This window comes from Luminiphilus sp. nBUS_16 (assembly GCF_051201645.1).
In the GTDB taxonomy this organism is placed as follows: domain Bacteria; phylum Pseudomonadota; class Gammaproteobacteria; order Pseudomonadales; family Halieaceae; genus Luminiphilus.
The window spans coordinates 2,690,949-2,716,033 of the sequence record NZ_CP179205.1; the positions used below are offsets into that span (position 1 = coordinate 2,690,949).

Annotated in this window: 24 protein-coding genes and 2 tRNA genes; 16 read left to right on the forward strand and 10 right to left on the reverse strand. The window is 52.7% G+C overall.

Going from position 1 to position 25,085, the window contains the following annotated elements:
• Window positions 1-16 precede the first annotated feature (16 nt).
• The gene (locus ACMAY6_RS12005) at window positions 17-1,054 is read right to left on the reverse strand and encodes a rod shape-determining protein (RefSeq protein WP_435212143.1); all 1,038 of its coding nucleotides are present in this window, start codon (window positions 1,052-1,054) and stop codon (window positions 17-19) included.
• A gap of 235 nt (window positions 1,055-1,289) precedes the next feature.
• Here ACMAY6_RS12005 and gatC point away from each other — a divergent pair, with 235 nt between their 5' ends.
• From gatC to gatB, 3 genes are read left to right on the forward strand one after another with little or no spacing between them, the layout of a single operon-like run.
• On the forward strand, window positions 1,290-1,577 hold the full coding sequence (gatC, locus tag ACMAY6_RS12010; RefSeq protein WP_435212145.1) for an Asp-tRNA(Asn)/Glu-tRNA(Gln) amidotransferase subunit GatC: 288 nt from the start codon (window positions 1,290-1,292) through the stop codon (window positions 1,575-1,577).
• Window positions 1,577-3,055 carry an Asp-tRNA(Asn)/Glu-tRNA(Gln) amidotransferase subunit GatA gene (gene gatA / locus ACMAY6_RS12015; protein WP_435212147.1) on the forward strand — a complete coding sequence of 493 codons (1,479 nt, stop codon included), beginning with the start codon at window positions 1,577-1,579 and terminating at the stop codon, window positions 3,053-3,055. Before gatC ends, gatA begins: the two co-directional genes overlap by 1 nt.
• The gene (gene gatB, locus ACMAY6_RS12020) at window positions 3,052-4,500 is read left to right on the forward strand and encodes an Asp-tRNA(Asn)/Glu-tRNA(Gln) amidotransferase subunit GatB (protein ID WP_435212149.1); all 1,449 of its coding nucleotides are present in this window, start codon (window positions 3,052-3,054) and stop codon (window positions 4,498-4,500) included. The genes gatA and gatB overlap by 4 nt, the downstream gene beginning before the upstream one ends.
• 21 nt (window positions 4,501-4,521) lie before the next feature.
• Here gatB and smrA read toward each other — a convergent pair whose 3' ends face one another.
• Window positions 4,522-5,124, reverse strand: a complete 603-nt coding sequence (gene smrA, locus ACMAY6_RS12025) for a DNA endonuclease SmrA (RefSeq protein WP_435212150.1) — start codon at window positions 5,122-5,124, stop codon at window positions 4,522-4,524.
• A 66-nt stretch (window positions 5,125-5,190) separates the two neighbouring features.
• On the opposite strand from smrA, the gene cysZ reads away from it, so the two are divergent.
• A complete protein-coding gene (gene cysZ, locus ACMAY6_RS12030; RefSeq protein WP_435212151.1) occupies window positions 5,191-5,928 on the forward strand; it encodes a sulfate transporter CysZ in 738 nt (245 codons plus the stop codon).
• Between the two features lie 13 nt (window positions 5,929-5,941).
• Here the strand turns inward: cysZ and rhlB are convergent, their stop codons facing one another.
• Window positions 5,942-7,171 carry an ATP-dependent RNA helicase RhlB gene (gene rhlB, locus ACMAY6_RS12035; RefSeq protein WP_435212153.1) on the reverse strand — a complete coding sequence of 410 codons (1,230 nt, stop codon included), beginning with the start codon at window positions 7,169-7,171 and terminating at the stop codon, window positions 5,942-5,944.
• Window positions 7,172-7,256: 85 nt separating this feature from the next.
• Here rhlB and ACMAY6_RS12040 point away from each other — a divergent pair, with 85 nt between their 5' ends.
• Window positions 7,257-8,642 (forward strand): MATE family efflux transporter, encoded by a 1,386-nt coding sequence (locus ACMAY6_RS12040; RefSeq protein WP_435212155.1) that lies wholly within the window; start codon window positions 7,257-7,259, stop codon window positions 8,640-8,642.
• A gap of 11 nt (window positions 8,643-8,653) precedes the next feature.
• On the opposite strand, the gene ACMAY6_RS12045 is transcribed toward ACMAY6_RS12040, so the two are convergent.
• The 4 genes from ACMAY6_RS12045 to hemA are packed head-to-tail and all read right to left on the reverse strand — an operon-like array spanning window position 8,654 to window position 12,622.
• On the reverse strand, window positions 8,654-9,418 hold the full coding sequence (locus ACMAY6_RS12045) for a HesA/MoeB/ThiF family protein (protein WP_435212157.1): 765 nt from the start codon (window positions 9,416-9,418) through the stop codon (window positions 8,654-8,656).
• Window positions 9,415-10,230, reverse strand: a complete 816-nt coding sequence (prmC, locus tag ACMAY6_RS12050) for a peptide chain release factor N(5)-glutamine methyltransferase (protein ID WP_435212159.1) — start codon at window positions 10,228-10,230, stop codon at window positions 9,415-9,417. The genes ACMAY6_RS12045 and prmC overlap by 4 nt, the downstream gene beginning before the upstream one ends.
• Window positions 10,227-11,315: a peptide chain release factor 1 gene (gene prfA, locus ACMAY6_RS12055; protein WP_435212161.1), complete on the reverse strand. Its 1,089-nt coding sequence runs from the start codon at window positions 11,313-11,315 to the stop codon at window positions 10,227-10,229. Before prfA ends, prmC begins: the two co-directional genes overlap by 4 nt.
• Window positions 11,312-12,622 (reverse strand): glutamyl-tRNA reductase, encoded by a 1,311-nt coding sequence (gene hemA / locus ACMAY6_RS12060; RefSeq protein WP_435216017.1) that lies wholly within the window; start codon window positions 12,620-12,622, stop codon window positions 11,312-11,314. The genes prfA and hemA overlap by 4 nt, the downstream gene beginning before the upstream one ends.
• A 46-nt stretch (window positions 12,623-12,668) precedes the next feature.
• Between hemA and ACMAY6_RS12065 the strand changes: the two genes are divergently transcribed.
• From ACMAY6_RS12065 to ACMAY6_RS12110, 10 genes are all read left to right on the forward strand, one after another.
• A complete protein-coding gene (locus ACMAY6_RS12065; protein ID WP_435212163.1) occupies window positions 12,669-14,519 on the forward strand; it encodes a tetratricopeptide repeat protein in 1,851 nt (616 codons plus the stop codon).
• Window positions 14,520-14,562: 43 nt separating this feature from the next.
• Window positions 14,563-15,063, forward strand: a complete 501-nt coding sequence (locus tag ACMAY6_RS12070; RefSeq protein ID WP_435216019.1) for a lipoprotein insertase outer membrane protein LolB — start codon at window positions 14,563-14,565, stop codon at window positions 15,061-15,063.
• Window positions 15,060-15,902 (forward strand): 4-(cytidine 5'-diphospho)-2-C-methyl-D-erythritol kinase, encoded by an 843-nt coding sequence (ispE, locus tag ACMAY6_RS12075; protein ID WP_435212165.1) that lies wholly within the window; start codon window positions 15,060-15,062, stop codon window positions 15,900-15,902. The genes ACMAY6_RS12070 and ispE overlap by 4 nt, the downstream gene beginning before the upstream one ends.
• Before the next feature lie 7 nt (window positions 15,903-15,909).
• Window positions 15,910-15,984: transfer RNA gene (locus ACMAY6_RS12080), tRNA-Gln, on the forward strand.
• Window positions 15,985-16,034: 50 nt separating this feature from the next.
• Window positions 16,035-16,967 (forward strand): ribose-phosphate pyrophosphokinase, encoded by a 933-nt coding sequence (locus ACMAY6_RS12085; RefSeq protein ID WP_435216021.1) that lies wholly within the window; start codon window positions 16,035-16,037, stop codon window positions 16,965-16,967.
• A 73-nt stretch (window positions 16,968-17,040) separates the two neighbouring features.
• Window positions 17,041-17,694 carry a 50S ribosomal protein L25/general stress protein Ctc gene (locus tag ACMAY6_RS12090; RefSeq protein ID WP_435212166.1) on the forward strand — a complete coding sequence of 218 codons (654 nt, stop codon included), beginning with the start codon at window positions 17,041-17,043 and terminating at the stop codon, window positions 17,692-17,694.
• A 9-nt stretch (window positions 17,695-17,703) separates the two neighbouring features.
• Window positions 17,704-18,306: an aminoacyl-tRNA hydrolase gene (gene pth / locus ACMAY6_RS12095; RefSeq protein ID WP_435212167.1), complete on the forward strand. Its 603-nt coding sequence runs from the start codon at window positions 17,704-17,706 to the stop codon at window positions 18,304-18,306.
• Between the two features lie 29 nt (window positions 18,307-18,335).
• Window positions 18,336-19,430: a redox-regulated ATPase YchF gene (gene ychF, locus ACMAY6_RS12100; RefSeq protein WP_435212169.1), complete on the forward strand. Its 1,095-nt coding sequence runs from the start codon at window positions 18,336-18,338 to the stop codon at window positions 19,428-19,430.
• Between the two features lie 68 nt (window positions 19,431-19,498).
• Window positions 19,499-19,575 (forward strand) — tRNA-Met (locus ACMAY6_RS12105).
• A 151-nt stretch (window positions 19,576-19,726) separates the two neighbouring features.
• The gene (locus ACMAY6_RS12110; protein ID WP_435212171.1) at window positions 19,727-20,536 is read left to right on the forward strand and encodes a phytanoyl-CoA dioxygenase family protein; all 810 of its coding nucleotides are present in this window, start codon (window positions 19,727-19,729) and stop codon (window positions 20,534-20,536) included.
• 11 nt (window positions 20,537-20,547) lie between these two features.
• On the opposite strand, the gene ACMAY6_RS12115 is transcribed toward ACMAY6_RS12110, so the two are convergent.
• On the reverse strand, window positions 20,548-21,123 hold the full coding sequence (locus ACMAY6_RS12115) for a cupin domain-containing protein (RefSeq protein ID WP_435212173.1): 576 nt from the start codon (window positions 21,121-21,123) through the stop codon (window positions 20,548-20,550).
• A 164-nt stretch (window positions 21,124-21,287) separates the two neighbouring features.
• A complete protein-coding gene (locus ACMAY6_RS12120; RefSeq protein ID WP_435212175.1) occupies window positions 21,288-21,680 on the reverse strand; it encodes a nuclear transport factor 2 family protein in 393 nt (130 codons plus the stop codon).
• A gap of 566 nt (window positions 21,681-22,246) precedes the next feature.
• Between ACMAY6_RS12120 and ACMAY6_RS12125 the strand changes: the two genes are divergently transcribed.
• Window positions 22,247-23,227, forward strand: coding sequence for a Gfo/Idh/MocA family protein (locus ACMAY6_RS12125; RefSeq protein ID WP_435212177.1), 981 nt, complete (start codon window positions 22,247-22,249; stop codon window positions 23,225-23,227).
• Window positions 23,228-23,380: 153 nt separating this feature from the next.
• Here ACMAY6_RS12125 and ACMAY6_RS12130 read toward each other — a convergent pair whose 3' ends face one another.
• On the reverse strand, window positions 23,381-25,045 hold the full coding sequence (locus tag ACMAY6_RS12130; protein WP_435212179.1) for an aminotransferase class V-fold PLP-dependent enzyme: 1,665 nt from the start codon (window positions 25,043-25,045) through the stop codon (window positions 23,381-23,383).
• Window positions 25,046-25,085 lie beyond the last annotated feature (40 nt).

Consider the following 25,085-nt stretch of genomic DNA (forward strand, 5'->3'; position numbering starts at 1 on the left):
GTTGAAAAAGGAGTCTCTACTCTGTGGAGAGCAAATCTAGGGCATGTCGATCTACCAGCTCCAATGCCTTGCCGCCACCGCGGGCAACGCAAGTTAGCGGTTCCTCTGCGACAATAACCGGCAAGCCCGTTTCGTCGATAATTCGCTTATCGAGGTCTCGCAGTAACGCACCCCCGCCGGTTAACACAATACCCGACTCTGCGATATCGGCGGCCAATTCAGGGGGCGACTGTTCGAGTGCGACCTTTATAGCACGCAAAATTGCGAGCAGCGGATCAGCCAAAGCATCTCTAATCTCGTCGCTGTTTAAGGTGAAGCTCTTGGGAACCCCTTCGGCAAGGTGTCGGCCCCTGACATCAATTTCTCTAAGCTCGCTCGACTCATAGGCACAGCCAACTTCCTGCTTAATTCGCTCGGCCGAGGAGTCACCAATCAGACTCCCGTAGCGTCGTCGAACAAAGGCGATAATAGATTCGTCGAAGCGATCGCCGCCCACACGAATGGAATCACGATAAACAACGCCGTTCAAAGAAATAATAGCGATTTCAGTGGTCCCGCCACCGATATCCACAACCATACATCCGGTGGCTTCATCGACCTGCAAACCGGCCCCAATGGCCGCCGCCATAGGTTCTTCGATTAACCGAACCTCGCGGGCCCCAGCACTCAACGCCGATTCTCGTATAGCCCGTCGCTCAACTTGGGTGGACATACAGGGGACGCAGATCAGTACCCTAGGGCTTGGTCGGATGAATTGGGTCTCGTGCACTTTGGCAATAAAATGCTGGAGCATTTTCTCGGTAACCTGAAAGTCGGCGATTACACCGTCTTTTAAAGGCCTAATGGCCCTGATGTTACCGGGCGTTCTGCCCAGCATACGTTTGGCCTCTCGTCCGACTGCTTCAATAGTCTTCTGACCGTTGTGCATGCGAATGGCCACAACCGATGGCTCATCGAGAATAATGCCTTTGTCTTTTACGTAAATCAGCGTATTTGCTGTGCCGAGATCAATCGACAAATCATTGGAAAACAGGCCGCGTAGGCGCTTGAACATACTTTGGTCCCGTGGAATCGATGCGTGCAACCCCTGTAAATCGCACTTGTAAGAGTGCAATGAGGGTGCAGTTTTTGTTATGGCGAAGCAAAGTGCTGAAAAAAAATGGCAAAAAAGGGGCTAAATCAGCAACTTCTAGCGTCGTCTTAAGGTGCGAATGTATCAACGTGGGGGTTTTTGGGCAAGGTGAATCTGTGGTAGCTTCGCCCCTTTCCATCACCGCGGATATCCCGCTATGCCCACTATTCCTGCAGACGTGCTGTCGGTGGCACAGCTCGCTCGATTGCACATCGATAACACCGCACTAGACGACGTGACAGATCGCTTTGGTCGGACTTTAAATTTGGTTGCAGAGCTGGAAAAAATCGACACCGACGGCGTCGTACCCATGTCTAATCCACACGACATGCATCAGCGACTGCGACCCGATTGTGTCACCGAGAGCAACCAACGTGAGGCACTCCAACTAACCGCTCCGGCCGTTGCCGATGGGTTTTTTTTGGTCCCTAGGGTTATTGATTAATGTCGCTGGAGTCTCTTACACACGCCACAGCATCTGAGCTGTCCTCGGCATTACACGCTGGAAAAATCTCTGCCGTTGAGCTCACCGAAGCCTGCCTTAATGCCATTGCCACCCACAATTCCGAGGTAAACGCTGTCATCACGCTCTGTGAGGACGCCGCGATAGCAGAAGCTAAAGCCGCCGATTTACAGCTACACAACGGATCAGCGGGGCCTTTGACCGGCGTACCGCTACTTCACAAAGACATTTTTTGCACACGCAACGTGGCCACCACCTGCGCTTCTAAAATGCTCAGGGATTTCATACCGCCTTACGATGCCACCGTGGTCAGCCGACTCCGCTCAGCGGGAACTGTCATGTTGGGCAAAACGAATATGGATGAGTTTGCCATGGGCTCTTCCACAGAGACCTCCGTATTTGGTGTTACGCGGAATCCTTGGGATCTTAATTGTGTGCCCGGGGGAAGCTCTGGCGGTGCAGCTGCCGCAATTGCAGCCGGATTTGCCCCGCTTAGCACTGGAACTGATACCGGAGGGTCAATTCGTCAACCCGCCTCCCTATGCGGTATCACAGGATTAAAACCAACCTACGGTCGCGTATCTCGGCTGGGAATTATTGCTTTTGCCTCTTCACTAGATCAAGCCGGCCCCATGACACGAACCGTAGAAGATGCCGCCCTAATGCTCCAAGCCATGAGCGGCATCGATGCCGGAGATTCCACCTCAGCAGATCTTGCAGTACCCGATTTCTCTGCCGGACTCAATCAGCCTGTCGCGGGTCTGAGAATTGGCGTGCCTAAGGAGTATTTCAATCACAACCTAGACGAGCAGGTTGCTAAAAAAATCCACGAAGCGCTGGATGAATTAGTCAAGGAGGGCGCAGAGCTTGTCGATATTGAGCTACCCCACACGGAGCAGGGAATAGCCACCTACTACATTATTGCCCCAGCCGAGGCCTCTACAAATCTTTCCCGCTATGACGGCGTTAGATTTGGCCATCGCTGTGAGAACCCCGAAAACCTCAATGATCTTTATGAAAGGTCGCGCAGTGAAGGTTTTGGCGAGGAGGTGCAACGACGGATTCTCGTGGGAACCTATGCCTTGTCAGCGGGCTTCTACGACGCCTACTTTAAAAAAGCCCAGCAAGTTAGGCGCCTTATCAGCGAAGATTTTAAAAAAGCCTTTGAGCACTGCGACGTCATTGCGGGGCCTGCTGCTCCCGGTACCGCCTTTCCCTTGGGCGCTAAATCCGACGACCCACTTGCCATGTATCTTGAAGATATATACACCCTCTCAGTTAATCTCGCCGGTCTGCCGGGACTATCTGTTCCTGCTGGACTCATTAATGGCATGCCAGTGGGACTGCAACTCATTGGGCGAGCATTTGATGAAACGACTTTGCTGAGAATGGGGCATCGGTTTCAGTTACGTACCAAACACCACCTTGCTAGACCCGCTATGGCAGGAGCAAACCAATGAGCTGGGAAGTGGTCATGGGACTTGAAGTACACCTGCAACTTGCCACCAAGAGTAAAATTTTTTCCGGTGCCGCCAATCAATTTGGTGCAGAGCCCAACGTTCAAGCCTGTGCAGTCGACCTTGGCATGCCTGGCATGCTTCCCGTGCTTAACAGTGAAGCTGTGCGGTATGCCGTTATGTTTGGTTTGGCTATCGATGCCCGCTTGGGCAAGCGATCCGTTTTCGACAGGAAAAATTATTTCTATCCCGATCTCCCCAAAGGGTATCAGGTCAGCCAATTTTTCGAGCCTATTGTCTGCGAGGGAAAATTTGATATTCCAATGGAGGACGGCTCGGTGTTTCCCATTCGCATTACCCGGGCACACCTTGAGGAGGACGCTGGAAAGTCTGTCCATGACTTATACAGTGGCCAGACAGGCGTTGACCTCAATCGTGCGGGAACTCCCCTTCTTGAGATTGTTACTGAACCCGACTTTCGAACCGCAGCTCAGGCTGTGGCTTACCTGAAAGCCCTGCATTCCCTAGCCATCTATCTAGGAATTTCAGACGGCAATATGGCCGAGGGCTCCATGCGCTGCGATATCAATATCTCGCTGCGAGCCTCAGGCAGTGAAGCGTTTGGCACTCGCACCGAGATCAAAAACGTCAATTCGTTTAAGTTCGTTGAGAAAGCCATCGCCGTTGAAACCGAGCGACAGCAGGACCTACTCGAATCCGGGGGAACCATAACCCAAGAAACTCGCCTCTATGACGCCGATAAAAACGAGACCCGCGCAATGCGATCAAAAGAGGTCGCCAACGATTACCGCTATTTTCCCGAGCCTGATTTACTCCCGATTATTATCGACGATGAATACATTGAGGCTATTAGAGACACGCTGCCTGAGCTCCCAAGAGTTAAACAAACACGCTTCATTAGCCAGTATGAGCTAAGCCAATATGATGCTGCATTACTCGCTGACACACCTACCTTGGCACAATTTTTCGAGACTGCAGCGACCGTAAGTAAAGCACCGAAATTAGCTGCCAATTGGATTCTCGGCGACCTTGCGGGCGCGTTAAATCGAGAGGATCTGGACATCAGCCAATCGCCGGTTTCTGCTGAGGCTCTTGCAGGACTAATCGTTCGAATAGCTGACGAAACCTTGTCTAGCAAATTAGCAAAACAAGTGTTCGAGGGGCTGTGGCAGCAGGAAGGGACTGCCGATGCCATTATTGAAACCCGCGGCTTAAAGCAAGTGACAGATACGGGAGCTTTGGAAGCCATGGTCGATCAAGTGATCGCTGACTGTCCTGACCAAGTGACTCAATATCGAGCCGCCGAAGAAAGCAAACAAAAAAAGCTGATTGGCTTTTTTGTGGGGCAAGTTATGAAGGCATCTAAAGGACAAGCCAACCCACAGCTGCTCAACACACTCCTGGTATCGAAGCTTGGAGAATCCTAAACAAGCGCTAACTGCCCTTGGTTAGTCAGCCGGTCGATCGTAGGGCACCCTCCCCTTGAGAAAGCGCTCTCTGTTTTCACGTTTCTTCTGCAGACTCTTACGCAACAGTACGTACACAGCGCCCGTGCCGCCATGGACTGGCTGAGCAGAGTGAAACGCCTGAACTTCCTCTGAGTCTTGCAACCAGTGGTTAACGTAGCCCTTTAGCACTGCGGTTTTCTCTTGCTCAGCCTTACGCTGACCTTTGCCATGAAGAATCAATACGGTGCGCAAGCCGTACTGCATGGCGTCCTGAATAAAACTGTGTACATCAATGCGAGCTTGCTTGACTGAAAGCCGGTGAAGATCGAGTCTTGCGTCAATTTCGTATCGACCCTGCCTGAGCTTTTTGTAAACGCCATGCTGAATACCGGGGCGCTTAAAGGCTAGAACGTACCAGGCATCAAGAGGCTCGACCCCCTCATCCACCAGTGAATTAAGACGACCCTCTGGCTCCCCTTCAGCGGCTTGCCTACGCGCTTCCCCATCACCGCCATGGTCTTTTCGCAGCAGGCGCTCCCTGGCATCGCGCTTGAGGGGCGTGACTCCCAGCATCTCTGCCTGAAAAAACTCATCTTCTGACACAACCTAGCTCCACAATTAATCGCGTAACACTTTATACTGGCTTAAGGATCATGGAGGATCAAACCGATGAACGGAAATGTGATCACCGGGGCGGGTTATTTTTTTCGTGGGCTAGCGATGCTTACAGACAAACGTCTGCGGGCTTTTGTCATTCTGCCGCTGGTTGCCAATATAAGCCTCTTCATTCTCTTAGGCAGTGTCGCCTGGAGCTTGGTAGACGGCTTGGTTCAGACCACCGAAGAAACCCTTCCAAGCTGGTTGGGCTTTCTCACTTGGCTGATCGCACCCATGCTATGGCTTATGGGCAGCCTGGCCACCGGATACCTATCCACCCTCACAGTTCTTGTGTTGACCTCCCCCTTTCATGCGCTCCTTGCTGAAAAAGTAGAAGAGCAGGTCACTGGACAAGCCGTACCGGCACTGGAAGGTATTGGTAGCGCCATCATTGCCATTCCCCGAGGTATTTTTAAAGAAATTCGCAAGATTCTTTATTACATTCCGCTGGCTATTTTTGTTTTGATTGTGACCGTCATTCCGGGCCTTCAGGCTTTCGCGCCAGTGCTCTGGTTTGCCTTGGGCGCTTGGATGATGGGATTGCAGTTCATGGATTACCCCATGGACAACCACCGCATGAGTTTTGCAGATGTGAAAGAAGCCTGTGCCTCTCGGCGCCTTAGCAGCCTGGGTTTGGGGGGCATGGTAGCTTTTGTCGCGGGGATACCCTTGGTCAACCTCGTGGTCATACCAGCGGCAGTTGTTGGGGCAACCCTAATGTGGTGCGAAGAACTGCGGCACCGGCAATAAAATCAGCCGGCGGTCAGTCGAGCAAGTCTGCTGGTGGTGGCACGCACTTCAGGCGCTCACCCAGAAGGGTCTCTATATCTGGCAGTAAAAAGGCGTCGTCTTCACTCGCAAAACTGATCGAAATACCTGTCGCCCCCGCTCGCCCAGTGCGTCCAATGCGGTGCACATAGTCCTCAGGGTCTTCGGGTAAATTGTAGTTAACAACGTGGCTCACACCATCTACGTGAATACCCCGCCCTGCCACGTCGGTTGCCACCAACACGGCGATTTTACCGGACTTGAAATCTGCCAGAGTTTTGGTCCGGCGGGCCTGGGTAATTTCCCCCGACAAAATGCCACAGGAAATACCTGCCTTTCGCAGCTTTTCGTGCAGCGATCGAACTTGATCCCGTCGATTGGCAAAGACAATTGTCGAGACAGCTTCTGGGCCGCGTAGCACCTTGAGCAACACCTTCAACCGCTCGTGGCTAGTCACCAAATAAACACGCTGGTCCACGGTCGCAGTTGCAACGCGCTCTGGTTCTATTTCCACGGTGACTGGCTCAAAGGTCCATTGTTGAGCCAAGTTGAGAATGTCCTGAGTGAAGGTGGCCGAAAACAACAAGGTCTGACGATCTTCCTTTCGCGGCGTCGCCCTAACAATTCTTTTAACCTGAGGAATAAACCCCATATCTAACATTCGGTCTGCTTCATCAAGAACTAGGGTTTCAACGCGGTCAAGGAACAGATCTCGACGCTGCATGAAATCAATTAAGCGTCCCGGGGTTGCGACTACCAAGTCGACCACGCGGGATTGCACTTTGGACAACTGCTTTTGATAGTCTGCACCACCGATCATAGTCACCGTTTGAAGCCCAGTGAACTTACCAAGATCCTCCGCATCGGCGGCAATTTGCATCACCAGCTCGCGGGTTGGCGCAATAATCACAGCGCGGGGTTCCGCCAAATAGCGCTCACCTTCGGGTGGGTTGCACAGCAAATCATTGAAAATAGTGATAAGAAACGCAGCGGTTTTGCCGGTGCCCGTCTGGGCCTTACCGATGGCATCATGTCCCTGCAGGGTATGCGGCAGGATTTTTGCCTGTATCGGCGAACAGTATTGAAAACCCAGCTCTGCGACCCCTCGTAACAGGGAGTCCTGTAAATCGAGATCATGAAAGCGGGTCTTGTCGTCTACAGCCTCGACAACAAAATCGCTTGGGCTCCAGGATTTGGACTCTTCGTCGCGGTTAGATTTGCTCAAAATTGAACTCAGTAAAATGTGCGGTGGGGGAGTCTAGCACAGCTTAAGCCGTGCTAAATTATGCCGGACAAGGAGGCACCACAAATTGGCTGCAGCAAAATTAATGACTGGCACGCTCTTACGACGGGAAATGCGGCAATTGCTGCGCTTCGCTTTTCCCTTATTTATTGCCCAGAGCGCCCAAATGGGCACCGGTGTCGTCGATACCATCATGGCTGCCCGCTACGGTGAGCAGGATCTTGCGGCGATTTCTATCGGCATCAACATATGGCTTCCGGTCTATCTCCTTATCTTAGGTACAGTATTTGCCACCGCCACAATCGTGGCTCAGGACTTCGGCGGCGGCCGCATTGAGAAGATACGTCAGCAGCTGCCCCAATCTCTTTGGGTCGCGGTATTCCTTGGCCTCACCTTGAGCCCCGCAATTTGGTACGCGGGTCCCATTCTCGATTTGCTGGGCCTCAACCCCACAACCCGGCAACTCGCTCTCGATTATGCACAAATGGTTGCTCTGGGCATGCCGGCAACGGCTATCTTCCAAGCCCTCCGGTATCACACACAGGGGTTAGGTATTACACAACCGTTTGCCTTCGCTGCGGTTGCTGGTTTTTTGTTGAATGTGCCTCTCAACTACGCGTTCATATTTGGCGAGTGGGGTGCACCAGAACTCGGCGCTAAGGGCTGCGGCATTGCGACGGCAATTTCCATGTGGCTGAGTGTCTTTCTAATTGGCGCTTATGTCCTGCGCAGCAAGAAAATTCGGCTTTATCTCCCCGAGTGGAAACCTGTCGCCCCCGACTGGGTGAAAATTCGCGAAATTTTATCCGTCGGCGCACCAATTGGCCTCACCTTCTTTCTGGAAATGGGCGTTTTCAGTGTCATCGCGCTGTTGGTTGCGAGCTTGGGCGATACCGCCATTTCAGCTCATCAGATCGCCTTCAATGTGTGGGATTTGTACTACATACCCATGCTGGCAATAGGCACCGCTATGTCAACACGCATTGGCCATGCTATTGGCGCAGGTTGGCGTGAAGGCATTTATCGCGCCATGATAGTGGGGGGGGCCATATCTGCTGTAGTGGCGATAGGCACTATGCTCATTTTATTGAGTTTTCCCGGCGCAATTATTGGCATCTACACCGATGCGCCAGATATTCAGTTGCTGGCAACGCGGCTACTCACTCTTTCAGCATTTTTCATCCTCATTGACGGCGCCCAAATCGTGGGCTCATTTATTTTGCGCGCTTACAAAGAAACTCAGTTCCCCTTTATTATGATGGTCGTGTCCTATTGGCTGGTCGCTTTACCCTTGGGGTGGTGGCTAGGCATAGAGCTACCCGACAATCCCAACGACGGTGCCGCAGGCTTCTGGTATGCCACTATTACTGGAATCAGCGTGTGTACCGTATTGATTGGTGCTCGCATTTGGGTGATTTTACATCGGGAGTTACCCAGCGCAGTGGCCGAATAGTGTCACGGACGCTACTGCAATCGGGGCTTTAAATCAGCATCGCACACAACACAGCCAGCTTGTTTGGGCAAAGGCAGTGACGCTGTCGTGTCGGCTCTGAAGTCGTATTGGCGAAGCATTCCCCAGGGAACCTTAGCAACGTCGGTTAGAGCCCCCAGAACATCCAAAACCTGACGAAGGGCAACCGTCGCCACAACCGGCCCTAAAATGCCAAGGGTACCGCAGCTAGCAGCGTCTGAGCCCACCTGTTGAGGGGCGAAACAATGGTAGCAACCCTCTTTACGCGACCCTGTAAAAGCGATGTTTTGACCGGCCATTTGCACTGCAGCCCCCATGAACCAGGGCAGCCCTCTGTCGGCTGTGAGGCGATCAATCAGTAATCTCGCAGCATGGTTGTCTGTTCCATCTACCACAACATCGACAGCGGCCAGCAAGTCAGCACCAGAGGTTTCATCAAAAAATACCGGATGGCACTGCACATCAACTGCGCCATTCATTTGATGCAAGCGCTGGGCTAAAACCTCAGCTTTAAACCGCCCAACGTCGGCCTCGGTATAGGCTATTTGGCGCGGCAAATTGCTCGACTCAATACGATCGGCGTCGACTAGGACCAAGCGGCCTACACCCGCTGCGGCAAGGTATTGAGCAGCCAAGGCGCCCAACCCACCGCAGCCAACAATGAGCACCGAAGCGGCACCCAAACGCTCTTGGCCCTCTAGCTCAAAGCCCGGGACCAACAATTGTCGGGAATATCGTTCAAGCTCGCTGTCGTTCATAAAGGCCGATAACCCCCCGTCACTCGCTCACGCCCGGCGAGATCGCGCCGTGTTTCAACCCCTTGCCAACCCTGGGTCACAAGAAGATTTCGAACATCGGGGCCCTGATCCCAACCGTGCTCTAACAACATCCAGCCACCGGGCTCGAGTGCCGCTTGCCCATCGGCGGCTAACTGTTGAAGCGCCTGCAAACCATCAATACCGGATGTTAGCGCCATCTTAGGCTCTGCAGGAAGATCGCCCTGATGCAGGTGGGCATCGTCTTCCCGAATATAGGGTGGATTTGCTACGATAAGATCGAAGCGGCGTGCCAGTATTGGCTCGAACCAAGACCCAAGTAACCACTCCACGTCCAAGCTCAGTTGCTTTCCGTTGGCGCGCGCTACGCCCAAAGCAGCCGCGCTCAAATCGACAGCGGTCACCTCGCTACGAGGACATTCATGTTTAACCGCTAGAGCGACGGCACCGCTGCCCGTGCCCAAATCCAGACAGCGCTGGTGTGAACGCGCTTTCAGCAATCTCGCCGCCCACTGGACCAGCAGTTCTGTGTCCACTCTTGGGATGAGCACATCGGGAGTAATCTTTAGCGGCAAAGACCAAAACTCCCATTGGCCTAAAATATAAGCCAAGGGTTCACCGGCCTGCCGTCTCTCCACCAAGCCTAAAAAATGCGCCGCCCTAGACTCGGTAACCGAATCGTCGCCATGGGCATACAACCAGCTGCGATCACATTCGAAAGCGTGGAAAAGTAGTAGTTCTGACTCCTTGCGAGGCAGCTGCGCCTCTCTGACCAGAGTCTGAAGCGTGGTCACTCCGCCGAACCGAGGGCAGCCAACAAATCGGCCTGGTGCTCGGTCCGTAGCGGTTGCACCAGTGCATCAAGCTGGCCTTGGACGATCTCATCAAGCTTGTAAAGCGTTAGATTGATCCGATGATCGGTCACACGGCCCTGAGGAAAGTTGTAGGTCCTAATACGTTCTGACCGGTCACCACTGCCGACAAGGTCACGACGCTCTGCGGCCTGCTCACTGTGCGCTTTTTCTTCGGCGGCGGTCAGCAGGCGAGCAGACAATAGCGACATGGCCCGGGCGCGGTTTTTATGCTGGGAGCGCTCATCTTGACACTCCACCACGACGCCAGTCGGCAAATGCGTTATCCGCACCGCAGAATCAGTGGTGTTGACGTGTTGACCACCGGCCCCGGAAGACCGGAATGTATCGATGCGCAGATCTTCCTTTCGAATATCAATCGCTTCAACGTCATCGGGCTCCGCCATTACGGCGACCGTGCAAGCCGACGTATGAATTCGTCCTTGCGACTCGGTTTCAGGAACCCGTTGAACCCGATGGGCACCCGACTCAAACTTCAGGTGAGCGTACACATCTTCCCCGACAACCCGAGAAATAATCTCCTTGAACCCGCCATGATCGCCAGCGCGGTCAGAGATCGTTTCAAGTCGCCAACCCTTACTTTCGGCGTAGCGGCTATACATGCGAAACAGATCTCCTGAGAAAATGGCTGCCTCGTCACCCCCTGTGCCCGCTCTAATTTCGAGATAGACGTTGTTACTGTCGCGCTTATCCCTAGGCAGCAACAGCACCTGTAAATCTGCCTCAATCTTATCCACCAGCTCCGTCGAAACGGCAAGCTCATCCGCCGCCATTTCGCGCAGCTCGGGATCAGAATCAGAGAGCATTTCTTGGGCCGCCTCAACGTCCGCTGATGCGCTACGGTAGGCAGTAAAAGCCACAACAACTTCATCAAGCTGCGAATATTCTCGCGAGAGCTCGCGAAATAGATTCGTGTCCTCAGCGGTTTCTGGATCGCCCAGTAGCGCTGCCACTTCCTCGTGCCGATCAACGAGGCTGGCTAACTTAGCGGTTAAAGAACTCTTCACTGAAGGGTGGGGTTTTCGTCTTCAGAAGACGCCGTTTCGTTAAGCCCCAACAACGCTTTAGCGCGAGTCACCTGCCCGTCATCCCCCTCCCGTGCTATCTGACGCAAGCCAGCGGTCGGCGCATGAATCAGCTTGTTGGTTAAGTCTCGAGCTAACCGTCGTATAACATCTTCCGGGGTCTCACCCCGCTCTACCGATTTTATGGCCTTGGCCAACTCAACCTCTTGTATTGCCAACGCTGATTCGCGGAATGTGCGCACCACGTCGGCGGATTGCCGGCCCCGAAAATCTTCCTCGACACCGACCACACCCTCATGAATGATGCCATCGGCTTTATTGGCTTCACTCGCCCGCAGCCTCAAATTTTCAGCAATGACATCTTTCAAGTCATCGACAGAATATAAATAGATATCTGAGAGTTCGGATACCTCGGGCTCAATATCTCGAGGCACGGCAAGATCAATCAGTAGCATCGGCCGATAGTGCCGCTGGCGCAGCGCGCGCTCAACCGCGCCTTTTCCCAATATCGGCAGTTGGCTCGCCGTTGAGCTGATGACGATATCTGCCTCGGGAAGCCTGTCAGGGACGTCGGCTAACATGACTGCGCTGGCATCAAACTGCTGTGCCAACGATTCGGCCCGTGCCAGTGTCCGATTCGCAATAATTAAGTTGCCTAAGCCCGCATCGCAAAGGTGCCGTGCCACCAACTCGATAGTTTCACCTGCCCCGAGCAACAACGCCGTGCGCTTGGACAGATTGGAAAAAATGTGCCCCGCTAAATCGACTGAGGCATAGGCTACGGATACCGGGTTCTCCCCAATTGCTGTATCCGTTCTTACCTTCTTCGCAATTCTAAAGGCCTCAGGAAACAAGCGTTGTAACCGGCTGCCAACCGCACCGGCCTCCTCAGCTACGGCAAAGGCCGATTTGAGCTGCCCAAAAATTTGGGGCTCCCCCAGCACCATGGAATTCAGGCCCGCAGCAACGCGGACAAGGTGCGTCAAAGCCTGCTTTCCATGATGTCGATAAGTGCAGGTCGATAGAGCCTCAGCGGGCAAACCGTGATGCTCGGTAACCCAAGTCACCAGCGCCTCACTGGCACCAAGCGGATCTCCAGAGGTGGGAACCACGCCGTATATCTCGGTTCTGTTGCACGTCGACAGAATGACCACTTCGGTAATGGGTGCTGTCGCGAGGGCACTTCCCAAAGCGTTGGCAATGTTTTCCGGGGCAAAAGAAACCCGCTCTCTGACATCGAGAGTCGCTGAATCGTGATTAATGCCAACCGCTATAAGTTCTTGAAACACAGAGCGCAAAGTTTTCTCATTTGGGGTCGCCATAATAGCAGAATACGTGGACTCTGCTGCTTATAAAGATGCCCCGTTAATGGGTTTGATCTCGCGGCTGTGTCATCATTGGGACATGATGAATAAAATTTACATTTTTGCGATGCAGCTTGGGTTCCTTGTGACCCTCACTGCCTGTCAATCAACAGCGCCTGCAACAGCGACAGCCCCCAACCCGACGTCACAAGCGCCTTCGGAAGAATCGGCATTGGCCAAAGCAAACGAGGTCGTCGAACTCGAGCCTCTTCCCGAAACACCGATTCCAGCCGCCAGCCTTTATCCGCTACTGCAGGCCGAGTTTCTCCTGCGCCAGCGACGCCTCGACGAAGCTTTAGAAATACTGACCCGTGAGGCCATGCAACTCCAGGATCCGGAGTTGACCCGCCGGGCGCTGAGACTGGCAGAGTTTCAAAAAAACGACCGTCACGCCCTTGTGCTATCCATGAGACTCACCAATCAGGACGGCAATGACGGCGCTGCAGCCGTAACGGCTATGGGCTTGCTGATACGCGCAGGACAGCCTGAGCGCGCCCTGACATTTGCGAGGACAGCCAAGGAGCGCGGCGCGCGAATCAACGCTCCAGCTCTTATGGTGTCTTGGGACAAGTTAGAACCTACTCGGCAAAGAGCCACCGCTGAAGCCATTGAAGCCCTCGCCGCTGACTGGCCCGAAGATCAGGACATCGCGATTGCGCTCGCCTATTTATACCGAGCACAAAATAAACCTGATGCTGCGCTGGAGACACTTGACCCGGTTTTAATTGCAAGCCCCAATGAAGAGCGGGCACTTTTGCTATGGACACAAATTAAGCTGGACCAAGATGCCTCTAAACCGTTTAAGCGGCTACGCGCGGCATTGAAGCGAGTTCCCGATGATGAGGCTATGCGCTTGCAGTTCGCGCGCTTACTAGCGAGTACCGAGCGATACGATGAGGCTCGCGAGCAGTTCTCAGCACTATTAATGCTCTCACCCAGAAATGGTGATTATTTATTTTCTCTGGCACTCATAGAAATTGAAGCAAAACAGTTGGACGCGGCAATTGCGAATCTCCAAGCACTGGTTGATCTCGGACAGCGCCCAGACGAGGCACAATATTATTTGGGCCGAGTTTATGAGGATCGCGGCGAAGACGCCGATGCCATAAGTTCTTACGATCAAGTAGGGCCCAGCAGGGAGTTTTTTGATGCAACTCGCCGCGGGGCAGAGCTGCGCCTAAACGCAGGCGACACTCGTGATTTTCAAGAAGGTTTTAGACAGTCACGAGCAAATCATCCGGGGCAAGCAGAACAGCTTTACGGCTTGGAAGCCGAGCTTCTTGGAGAGATCGACGAGAAAGAGCTGGCGATTGAAGTCTACACAGAGGCCCTAGACTTGTTTCCCGAATCTGTCTCACTGCTTTACGGCCGAGCCATGACCTTTGAAGTGCTGGGCGATATTGCGGGTATGGAAAATGACCTGCGCGCTATTTTGGTGTTTAAGCCGAACAACGCCACAACACTCAACGCACTGGGCTATACGCTAACCGTGCACACCAACCGCTATGAAGAGGCCGCTGATTTAATCGAAAAGGCGCTCCAGTTGTCTCCCGGTGAGCCCGCTATTTTAGACAGCCTGGGCTGGGTTTACTTCAAATTGGGGCGCTTTCTTCAAGCCGCTGATTTACTGAAAGAGGCTTACGCGCGTTTCCCTGACGCTGAGGTGGCCGCTCATCTTGGTGAGGTGCTTTGGGTTTCAGGAAAAGAGCAAGACGCACTGGCCATTTGGCGAGCATCACTTGAACAACAGCCAGATGCCACCCACGTGACACAAGCACTCGAGCGCTTAGGTGTGTTGCTGGAAGAAGCCCCTGTTGACTAAACGAGGGCTAAAATTTGCCAGTGCTATGGTAGCGATGGCACTTATGCTTAGCGGCTGTGCGAGCAAACCCACTCACCCTGACCCCATCGCGCAGAGACCGGCCCGGGATCACATTGGTTGGTCCTTGCAAGGCAAGGCTGCTGTGACCCAGAAAGATCAAAATAGCAGCACCGTTAATTTAGCCTGGTCTCATCCCGGGATCACTCACGACCGCATCCGTTTGAGCGGCCCTCTGGGCACCAGCCCGCTAGATTTACAGCGAGAGGGCGATCATTTGTTTTGGCTAAATGAGGGCAGGCGAGAACCCCTAGGCTCGCTACGCTTGAATGAGGACGCGCAGTCTATTGTGGCCCTCCTCCCCCTAGACTCGGTCAGTGCTTGGCTTTTAGGGTACCCCGACAGCCCAGCTGGCTGGGCGGTTGAAATTACCCAATGGCAAGTTATCGAGGGTTGGCAGGTACCCCGTAAGATCGAGGCCTATCGCGACGACTTATCAGTTCGACTCGTCGTTTTGTCATGGGATTTTGAGACCACACATCAATGATCACATCCCTGACCTGCCTGTCACCGGCCAAGCTCAATCTATTTCTGCATGTCACGGGAAGACGTGATGACGGTCGTCACAACCTGCAAACCGTCTTTCAGCTGTTAGATTGGGGCGATGCAATGACCTTTGAGCGACAAAATACCCCCGGCTGCACTTTAGAAACTGACTTTAAAGGGGTACCACCCGCCGAAAATCTGATACTGCGAGCCGCAAACCTTTTGATGCCTGAAAACCAAAGTATGGACGGGGTACGCATTAGCATCAAAAAAAGCATCCCTATGGGCGGAGGCTTAGGGGGTGGCAGCTCCAACGCCGCAACCACTTTGCTGGCGCTAAACCACCTGTTTGCGCTAGGACACAGCGCGGAAACACTCGCTGTAATGAGCCTGAAGCTAGGCGCCGACGTGCCAGTTTTCGTTTTAGGCCGCAGTGCGTGGGGCGAGGGTATCGGCGAAATATTAACGCCTATGTCGCTACCCGAAGACTGGTTTGTCATTCTCAGACCCGACTGTCATGTGAGCACTGCAGATATCTTTAACGCGGCAGAATTGACAAGGAACACAGCGCCGATCACAATGTCGGCCGCTTTCAAGGGGTGCGTGCACAACGACTTACAACCCGTCGTTGAAATACGTCATCCCGAGGTGCGTAACGCGTTGAAATTACTAAGTAATTCAGCGCCTGCAATGATGACTGGCAGCGGAGCCTGCGTGTTCGCCCAAGTGGAGACACAAGCACAGGCCCTAGCCATCGCGGCAAAAGTACCGGAGTCACTGGCTCCGGTGGTAGCGAGAGGCATTAACCATAGGCCTCAATTTGTTGCAGAGCACGACTAACGTTTATTGGGGTGTCGCCAAGTGGCAAGGCAGCGGGTTTTGATCCCGCCATTCGCAGGTTCGAATCCTGCCACCCCAGCCATCTAACCGAAGTTGCAGGAAAACGAGGCGTCGATCATGTCATCTAAGATTATGGTCTTTACGGGAAACGCAAACCCCGAGCTAGCCCATCAAGTGGCCGATCGTCTGTACCTGACACTTGGCGCCGCACAGGTCAGTAAGTTTTCTGACGGCGAGATTACGGTCGAACTTAATGAAAATGTTCGAGGTAAGGATGTCTTTGTCATTCAAAGCACCTGCCAGCCCACCAACGACAACTTGATCGAACTGGTTTTGATGATCGACGCTTTGCGCAGAGCCTCTGCGGGTCGTATCACCGCGGTAGTACCGTACTTTGGCTATGCTCGTCAGGACAGGCGCGTACGCTCAGCGCGAGTGCCTATTTCGGCCAAGGTGATCGCCGACATGATGGCCGCAGTGGGCGTGGACCGCGTATTAACCGTGGACCTTCACGCAGAGCAAATACAGGGCTTCTTCACCTGTGCCGTTGACAACGTTTACGCCTCTTCAGTGTTGAACCACGACATTACACGCTGTAAATACGAAAATTTGGTGGTCGTGTCTCCGGACATTGGTGGTGTTGTTCGAGCAAGGGCCATCGCCAAACAACTCGATGACGCCGAACTCGCGATCATTGATAAACGCCGGCCACGAGCTAATGAAGCCCAAGTCATGAACCTTATTGGTGACGTCGAAGGCCGCACCTGCATCATGGTTGATGACATGGTAGATACCGCAGGCACCTTATGCAGCGCGGCTAAGGCCCTTAAGGAGCGCGGCGCTGTTAAAGTTGTTGCCTACTGCACCCACGCTGTACTCTCGGGCAAAGCTTTAGAAAACATCCGCAATTCAGAATTAGACGAACTCGTGGTTACCGATAGCATTCCACTGTCGGACGAAGCCAAGGCACTCAATATTCGCCAGCTCACGATCAGTGATCTCCTCGCAGAGTCTATTCGTCGGGTCAGCAACGAAGAATCCATTAGCGCACTGTTTGACGAGTAATCGTTGAACGGTGTTAACCCACTCATCGCCGCACCGGTCGCAGGTAACGTGATGAACACAAAGGAGACAGACCATGTCTGATTCTTTCGAAGTACAAGCCCAGGTTCGGGTTGACGAAGGGAAAGGTGCGAGCCGCCGCCTACGTCGACTTGAAGGAAAAGTGCCTGGTGTCGTTTACGGCGGTGAAGCCGCAGCCATTAGCATTAGCCTGATCCGCAAGGATTTGGAAAAAATGATGGAGCAGGAAACGTTTTACGCCTCAGTACTCAACGTTAACGTTGATGGCAATGTGGAGACGGCCATTCTCAAGGATGTTCAACGCCATCCCGCTAAGGGCTTCCCTATGCACGTCGATTTTTTTCGCGTGCAAGCCGATAAAGCGATTAAGGTTAACGTACCTCTACACTTCACCAATGAAGATGTCTGTGAAGGTGTCAAGATGGGCGGCGGCATGGTGCAGCACCAGGCTACCGACATAGAGGTTCAGTGTTTGCCAGGTGATATTCCTGACTACATCGAAGTTGATATGACTGCCGTTGAATTGGGTCAGATCGTGCACCTGTCCGACGTCACACTGCCAGCGGGTGTAGAGTCGACGGCATTGGCTTTGGGCGAAGACCATGACCTTGCTATTGCGTCGGTTATCGCACCTAGAGGTAGTAAAACTGAAGAAGATGATGCTGACGATACCGAAGCTGAGGGCGAGGAGCCCGCAGCGGAAGAGTGAGTCGATCCTTTGCTGGCCATCCAGCTCATCGTTGGGCTCGGTAACCCCGGCAAATCCTACGAAGGCACCCGTCATAATGCGGGTGCCTTTTTCGTAGAGGAACTGGCCCGCCAATGCAGCTCGGCACTAACGCCAGAGAGTAAGTTTCATGGCGACACTGCCCGCGTAAGCTTTGCAGGACATGACCTGCGGCTATTGCGTCCCAGTACGTTTATGAATAAGAGCGGTTTAGCTGTGGCTGCGCTGGCAAATTTCTATCGTATTGCGCCGGAAGCTATTTTGGTTGCCCACGATGAACTGGACATTGCTCCGGGTACAGCACGCTTCAAGCAGGGCGGTGGACACGGTGGCCACAACGGCTTACGTGACATTATTCCTGCCCTTGGCGGCAACCGGGAGTTTCACCGCTTAAGAGTAGGTATTGGGCATCCGGGACGCGCGAGTGAGGTCTCAAATTATGTCTTGGCTAAACCCAGTAAAGCCGATCGACAGGCTATCGACGCTATTGTTGATGAAGCCGTAGCTAGCTTGCCACTGCTTTTAGCGGGCGACGCGGTCAAGGCCATGACACAATTGCACAGTGTTGATAGCTCCCAACCACCCAATTTTTAACGCTGTAGTTACCGGATAAAGGAAAAAACATGGGTATTAAATGTGGCATTGTTGGACTGCCTAATGTGGGCAAATCCACGCTGTTCAATGCGCTCACCGAGGCCGGTATTGACGCGGAAAACTTCCCGTTTTGCACCATTGAGCCTAACGCGGGTGTGGTGCCTATTCCCGATCCTAGGCAGCACAGTATTGCAGCTTTGATCAACCCCGAACGCGAGATTGCAGCCACCATGGAGTTTGTCGACATTGCAGGTCTTGTAGCTGGCGCCTCCAAGGGAGAAGGCTTAGGTAATCAGTTTTTGGCCAATATCCGCGAGACTGATGCCATTGCTCACGTCGTGCGCTGCTTCGAAGATGACAACGTGATTCACGTGGCCAATAAAATAGACCCTACATCGGACATAGAGATCATCAATACAGAGCTTGCACTCGCCGACCTAGAGTCTTGCGAAAAACAGCTAACTAAGGTGACTCGTACAGCGAAAGGCGGCGATAAAGAATCAATCGCCATGAAGCAGTTGTTAGAGGACAAACTGTTGCCACAGCTTAATGAAGCCCAGCCTATTAGAGCGCTGACATTAGACGACAACGAGCAAGCCCTTCTGAGCACCCTTCATCTGCTAACCACTAAGCCCACCCTATATATTGCCAACGTGGCAGAGGACGGGTTTGAGAATAACCCTCACCTCGATACCGTGCAGAGCATCGCCGCCGCCGAAGGCGCTGAGGTCGTTGCCATATGTAACAAGCTAGAATCAGAAATCATTGAACTCGAAGACGACGAGAAGCAGGATTTTCTGGCTGAAATGGGCATGGAAGAACCCGGGCTTAATCGGGTCATTCGTGCCGGCTACAAGCTTCTCAATTTACAAACCTACTTCACCGCTGGGCCCAAAGAGGTCAGAGCCTGGACCGTACCAGTTGGCGCCACAGCTCCACAGGGTGCTGGCGTTATCCATACGGATTTCCAGAAAGGTTTTATTCGCGCTGAAGTGATTGGTTATGACGACTTCATCGCGCATAAAGGGGAACAAGGCGCGAAAGATGCCGGACGCTGGCGCCTTGAGGGTAAGGAGTACATCCTGGCCGACGGCGACGTCATTCACTTCCGATTCAACGTTTAGTAATTGGTACCGGTTGACTTGGAGGCAGCAGTTGTAGAAAATCGCGCTCCTCGCAACACACCCTTTGTGGCTACGTAGCTCAGCTGGTTAGAGCACAGCATTCATAATGCTGGGGTCGGTGGTTCAAGTCCACCCGTAGCTACCATCCCTCTTTAAAGTTCTATATGGTCTTGGCTTCGATCTGAGAGACGCGAGTGAGTTGCTCTCTATTTCGCCATTTATCTCGTTTATACTCCGACAGACGGCCGGAGATTATGGGCGCTAGATCCTGACTACTTAAAACACGAGGCTTTAAATTGTCAAAATCGCGATCTGACCTATCTAACAATGGCGGCGCCACACCGGCCGAGCAAGTACAACGCCTAGAATCTGATGGGTTTTTGCTATTGCCTCCCGTCTTGGACGCAGAGACGGTCGCGACTCTTTTGGCCGTATCCCGCGAGAGATTACAGGCAATGCGCTCAGCGCTAGGGACAAAAGACATAGGTATTGGCAGTGCGGCTGGCTACGACGAAATTGTCCAGCGCTCTCCGGGACGCTGGGATGTTCCAATAACGCCGCAGCAGTTTGGCGTGGTTGATCGGGACCTGCCCTGGTGGGGGCTTATCAGCGCAATACTGGGTGAAGATGCCGAGCACCTCTTCAGCGGTGTAGTGTCTTCTGACCCCGGTAGCCCGGCACAGTATTGGCACACAGATTCCCCGCACGATTCTAGGGAGCACCTGCCAGCACACGCCATCAACGTATTAGTCGCCTTACACGATATCCCGTTGACCATGGGGCCGACCGAGTGTGCTCGGGGCTCCCACTTTCTGAGCAATCATTTAAGCAATCCGTCTCTGGTGCTCAAAGAACTTATCTACCAGCATGAGGGCACAGCACCCGAGACTCTGGTTGGGGATACTGAAACTGAAATACCCGAGGCTTGCGCTCAGGCTATGGTGGCGGGCTCATGTCTAATCTTTGATGATCGCTTATTGCATCGCGGCCTGGGCAACCAGTCGGATAACACCCGACACGTGGCCTATTTTTCGTATCGTCAAAAAGGCTACACGGCAAACACCCACTTTGAAGCTACGCGGTCAGTGGTTGAAGTGAACCCCTAGCTACCGCCCCTCTATGGCTCAGATACGGTATTGATAATTACAAATTCACGATACCTTTCAGGCATCGTCCAGTAACCGGTGTACCCCGCAGGTAAGATCAGGGAATCGCCGACTTTGTATTCGACCTCGGCACTATTATCTGGGCTCAAAATTAAGCGCCCCTTTAAAATATGGATATATTCATCATAGGGCAGCCCATCGATACGCACTCTTCCAGGATCGACATCAAATACATAGGCCGATATTTTTCCCTCGAAAAACAAATGGGAGCTGCTGTTTATAGTGCCTTCCGTTGATATTGCCTCGTCAGACTCGGCTTCGGTGACAACAAGCCCCTGCCCCTCGAGAAAATGCTTATGTATCGTAATGGGTAGTATCGGGTCACTGACAGCATCGGCCCACATCTGATTTGAAAACAGCGCAATAGAGCCGGTAACTAGTAAAGCTACGGCAACCCTTGATTTTGACCATCTGGAATAAGCCATCATTTCCCTCGTATTGGTTCCTTCAGTAACGCGATCTTGCGAGACCAAACCACGCGCCGTATTGGCATACATGCCACTAAGAACCTCCTCGTACCTGCCCAAGCACTTCAGACGCCTAGCTGCTAAACAGGTGCAACAATTTTGAGGTTATCAGTGCTGATCGAGCATCCGCTTTGGATCAAAAACCTGAGTGGCGGCAGCAACTTTCCTGCCACCGCCTCATTTAGTGTTGTCCGACATGAGCCGGCGGGTCTCTGCTAACGGTTTTATTGAATGCTTAGCTCAGCCAATTTGTGTGTATCGAAATAGTAGGGCCTGACTTCGCTGATTTTTCCATCCTTAAAATGAAATACTTCCGTCATAGGCATATTGAAAGGGACGCCAGTCTTATTTTTACCGGCAAACTCAGAAATCACCATGACCATATCGCCAACTTCAGCCATGGCACTGACAGAAAGCTGGAGGTCATCCCAAGTGCTCAATACTTTATCGACTAACCGCATATAACCATCAGGTCCCCTATGCACTCCGGCGTAAGGTAGGCAATCTGCCTCGGTCACAAAAACCTCAGCATGCAAATACGATTTCATAAGTTCGAAGTCACCGGCAGCCATTGCATCAAACATGGCTTGCACTTTGTCTTTATTTGATTGGGTCATTGTAAGTTCCTTTTCTACCGCCTACTGCCACACAAAAACGATGCTCTCGTGGGGATGGCAACCTCCACAGCGCCCCAGAAATTCTTCGAGTGGAAGCCCAGTTTCGTGATGAATATTGATAGCACTCTTCAGCTAAGGCCCTTCGCAATCTATTACATGTCATATGACATGTAAAGGCCACTCAATCTTATGTTGCTGGAGTCGACACTATGTACTGCCGCTAGGCCCAGTAGGCCTGCCCGCATTCACCCACAGGCACGAGGTCACATCTGTGAACCTATGCAAACTGGTCGACAACTAACCTCAATAAGATTTCAAGGAGGACGACGATCGGGCTTTCAGCCACCTTTTAGGCCTGCTGTGTAACCCATGGGAGGTTTGCTCCAGATAGCGCTTTTATTTTCGCTTACTCTATCCTCTACTTCATTTAGGGAGCAGTAGCTCAGCAAAGGCACCTAAAAGGAACCGCCTTAATTCTTCGAGTTATTTTTGAGACATTGCGTACACTGGCACGAGCCTGCACAGCACACATAACCCAAGCACTTAATGAGAAAGAAGACCAACAGATGATTCAATTTGGCGTACTAGGCGCGGCCCGGATAACCCCAGAGGCACTGATCTATCCATGCATAAATGAACCTCTGGCCAATATCCGTGTTATTGCGGCACGGGACAGGCATAGAGCCAATACCTTTGCGGCCGCCCATCACATAGACACCGTGTGCGACAGCTACCTTGATGTTATTAACCACGCAAAGATCAATGCTGTGTACATTCCACTTCATATTCCTGCCCACCATCCGTGGACCATGGCGGCCTTACAGGCAGGCAAACATGTCCTGTGCGAAAAGTCCCTTGCTTGTAACGCGAAAGAGGCGCGAGAAATGAATCAGCGGGCTAAAGATCAAGGGTTGGTGCTAATGGATGCATTCCACTATCGCTACCACCCTTTATTCGCTCGAATGAAAAACATTGTTGCCAGTGGCACGCTGGGTACTATTTCATCCATCGATGCTGCCTTTCACACGCCAGTCACCGATCCAAGTGATATTCGAATGAACTACCACTTGGGCGGGGGCGTCACGATGGATATAGGCTGCTATCCGATCTCCTGGGTTCGGCATTTAACTGACACTGAACCGACCGTTATTTCGGCGACAGCTGAAGTTGGCCCACCGCAAGTTGACCTTTTTCTAGAAACAAAAATGGAAGCCGGCAACATCGCCATCACCACCTCGGCAGATATGCGGGCCTCGGCATCGTTTAAGGCAGAAGTCACAGTCAGGGGAAGTCTCGGGGAAATGCGCGTCAACAACGTCATTGCACCACAGTTGGGTCACCTTATAACCCTCCACGTGGGGAAAAAAATAACCCATCAACGTGTTGATCGCAGGCCTACCTATGCTTATCAGCTCGATGCCTTTATCGCGGCAATTGAAACAGGCGAATCTCTTTGGACGGATGGCGACGATGCCGTTGCCCAGATGACGGTGATTGACCGGTGTTATGAAGCCGTCGGCTTGCCTATTCGTGGCCTGAAACTCTGACCGGTCCTGAGGATTATGTCTTGCTCCAGTAGCCCGGCAAGGCGTCTGCAAGCAAGCAAAAAAAGGCTTGTCGACGGGAGACTGCCCTCACATTCAGGATAAGGCTCGCACCGACGTTGTTGAAACTGCAGCCAAAATCAACAGACTTTAAAACTATGCGGCCGCCCTGGGTACAGCAAACCAGCGCAGTCTTTCAGCCGAATCAGAAAGCACCAGAGAAGAAGCGCTTTCTGCGGGCTTATGGGAAAGTATCTCGCGCCGGGCATCATCCAAAACGCCTTCGAGGGGGACAGAAAGCCCTGCATCATTTTTGGCTTCGCCAACCATTTCTAAAAAACTGACCCCAGATAGACTGCTCACCAACTGTCCGCTACTACCCGCATACCCCCAGACCCCAGCACCTTCATCGAAGTGGTACCAGGGCAGCATACGCCAGCCATACTCTGCCACAATAGCAATGGCCTGCAGCAGGTAGCTGAACTCAGCCTCATCGATAAAATAATTGAAGTTGAGTCGCACCCAGCCTGGCCTTAATACTATTGCACCTCGCTCGATTTCAGCCTCAATCGCCCGACTATAAGCCATGTTCATACCCAATAAACTGTGGCCGTAGGGGCCTGCGCATGAACAACCACCACGCACTTGAATGCCAAACAGGTCATTCAACAGAGAAACCACAAATCCGTAGTGCAGGTCTTTCTCGCCGTGTTTAAAGCGCATTGAAATAATAGACAAGCGCGGTGCTTGGGTATTTCCCAGTATCTCTAGATTCGGGCAATTGCCAAAAAATTCCATCGCCCGCTCTGCGTATTGCTGCTCAACCTTCTCAATTACGGCGGTGCCAACATCTTGCTGTAGCTTGAACACCAGCCCCGCACGAATGGACTCTACGATGCCCGGTGTACCTCCCTCCTCTCGGCGCTCGTGATCTTCGAGGTAGCGATGATCCTCGGGCGTCACGTACTTCACCGTGCCACCACCCACAACCGCAGGAATGGTATTTTTCAAAATGCTACGTTTGGCGACCAATACGCCAGGAGTACCCGGACCGCCAATGAATTTGTGGGGTGAAATGAAGGCCGCATCCAAAATCGCTGGCTCTCCCTCATCGGCTGAACCATTCATGTCGATATCAACATAGGGCGCCGCCGCAGCGTAATCCCAAAAAGCTAGAGCACCCTGGCGCTTGAGCAGACGGGTGACTGCCTTCACATCACTTTTTATACCCGTTACGTTCGAAGCGGCAGAGAAGCTTCCAATCTTCAATGCTCGGTCGCGATACTTATGCAGCGCTGCTTCCAGAGCCAAAAGGCTTATTTGGCCCTCATCATCCAACGGAATTGCTTCGACGTCAGCAATACTCTCGCGCCAGGGCAATTCATTGGAGTGGTGCTCATAGGGGCCAATAAAAACCACCGGTCTCTCTTGGGCCGGAATAGCGCTCAGCAGCGAGTAACGACTGGCCAAATCGTGGGGCAGCCGCAGACCCAATATATCGATTATTTTGTTTATGGCAGCCGTGGCTCCCGAGCCACAAAATATAATCTGATCCTCTTTAGTGCCCTTAACAGCCTTACGAATCTCTTCCCGAGCCTGTTCCCTGAGCGCCGTTGTCTGCGCGCCGGTAAAGGACGTTTCTGTATGGGTGTTGGCATACCAGGGGAGCACTCGGTCTCTAATGAAATCCTCAATGAAACCTAGCGCCCGTCCAGAGGCCGTGTAGTCTGCGTAAATCAGCGGCTTCTGACCAAAGGGCGTTGTAATTTCGCGGTCGGCACCAATGACCGAGTGACGTATTAGTTCTATCAACTGGCTCACAGCTCAATCTCATTGCTTGAATGCGTTAAGACTAAACTGA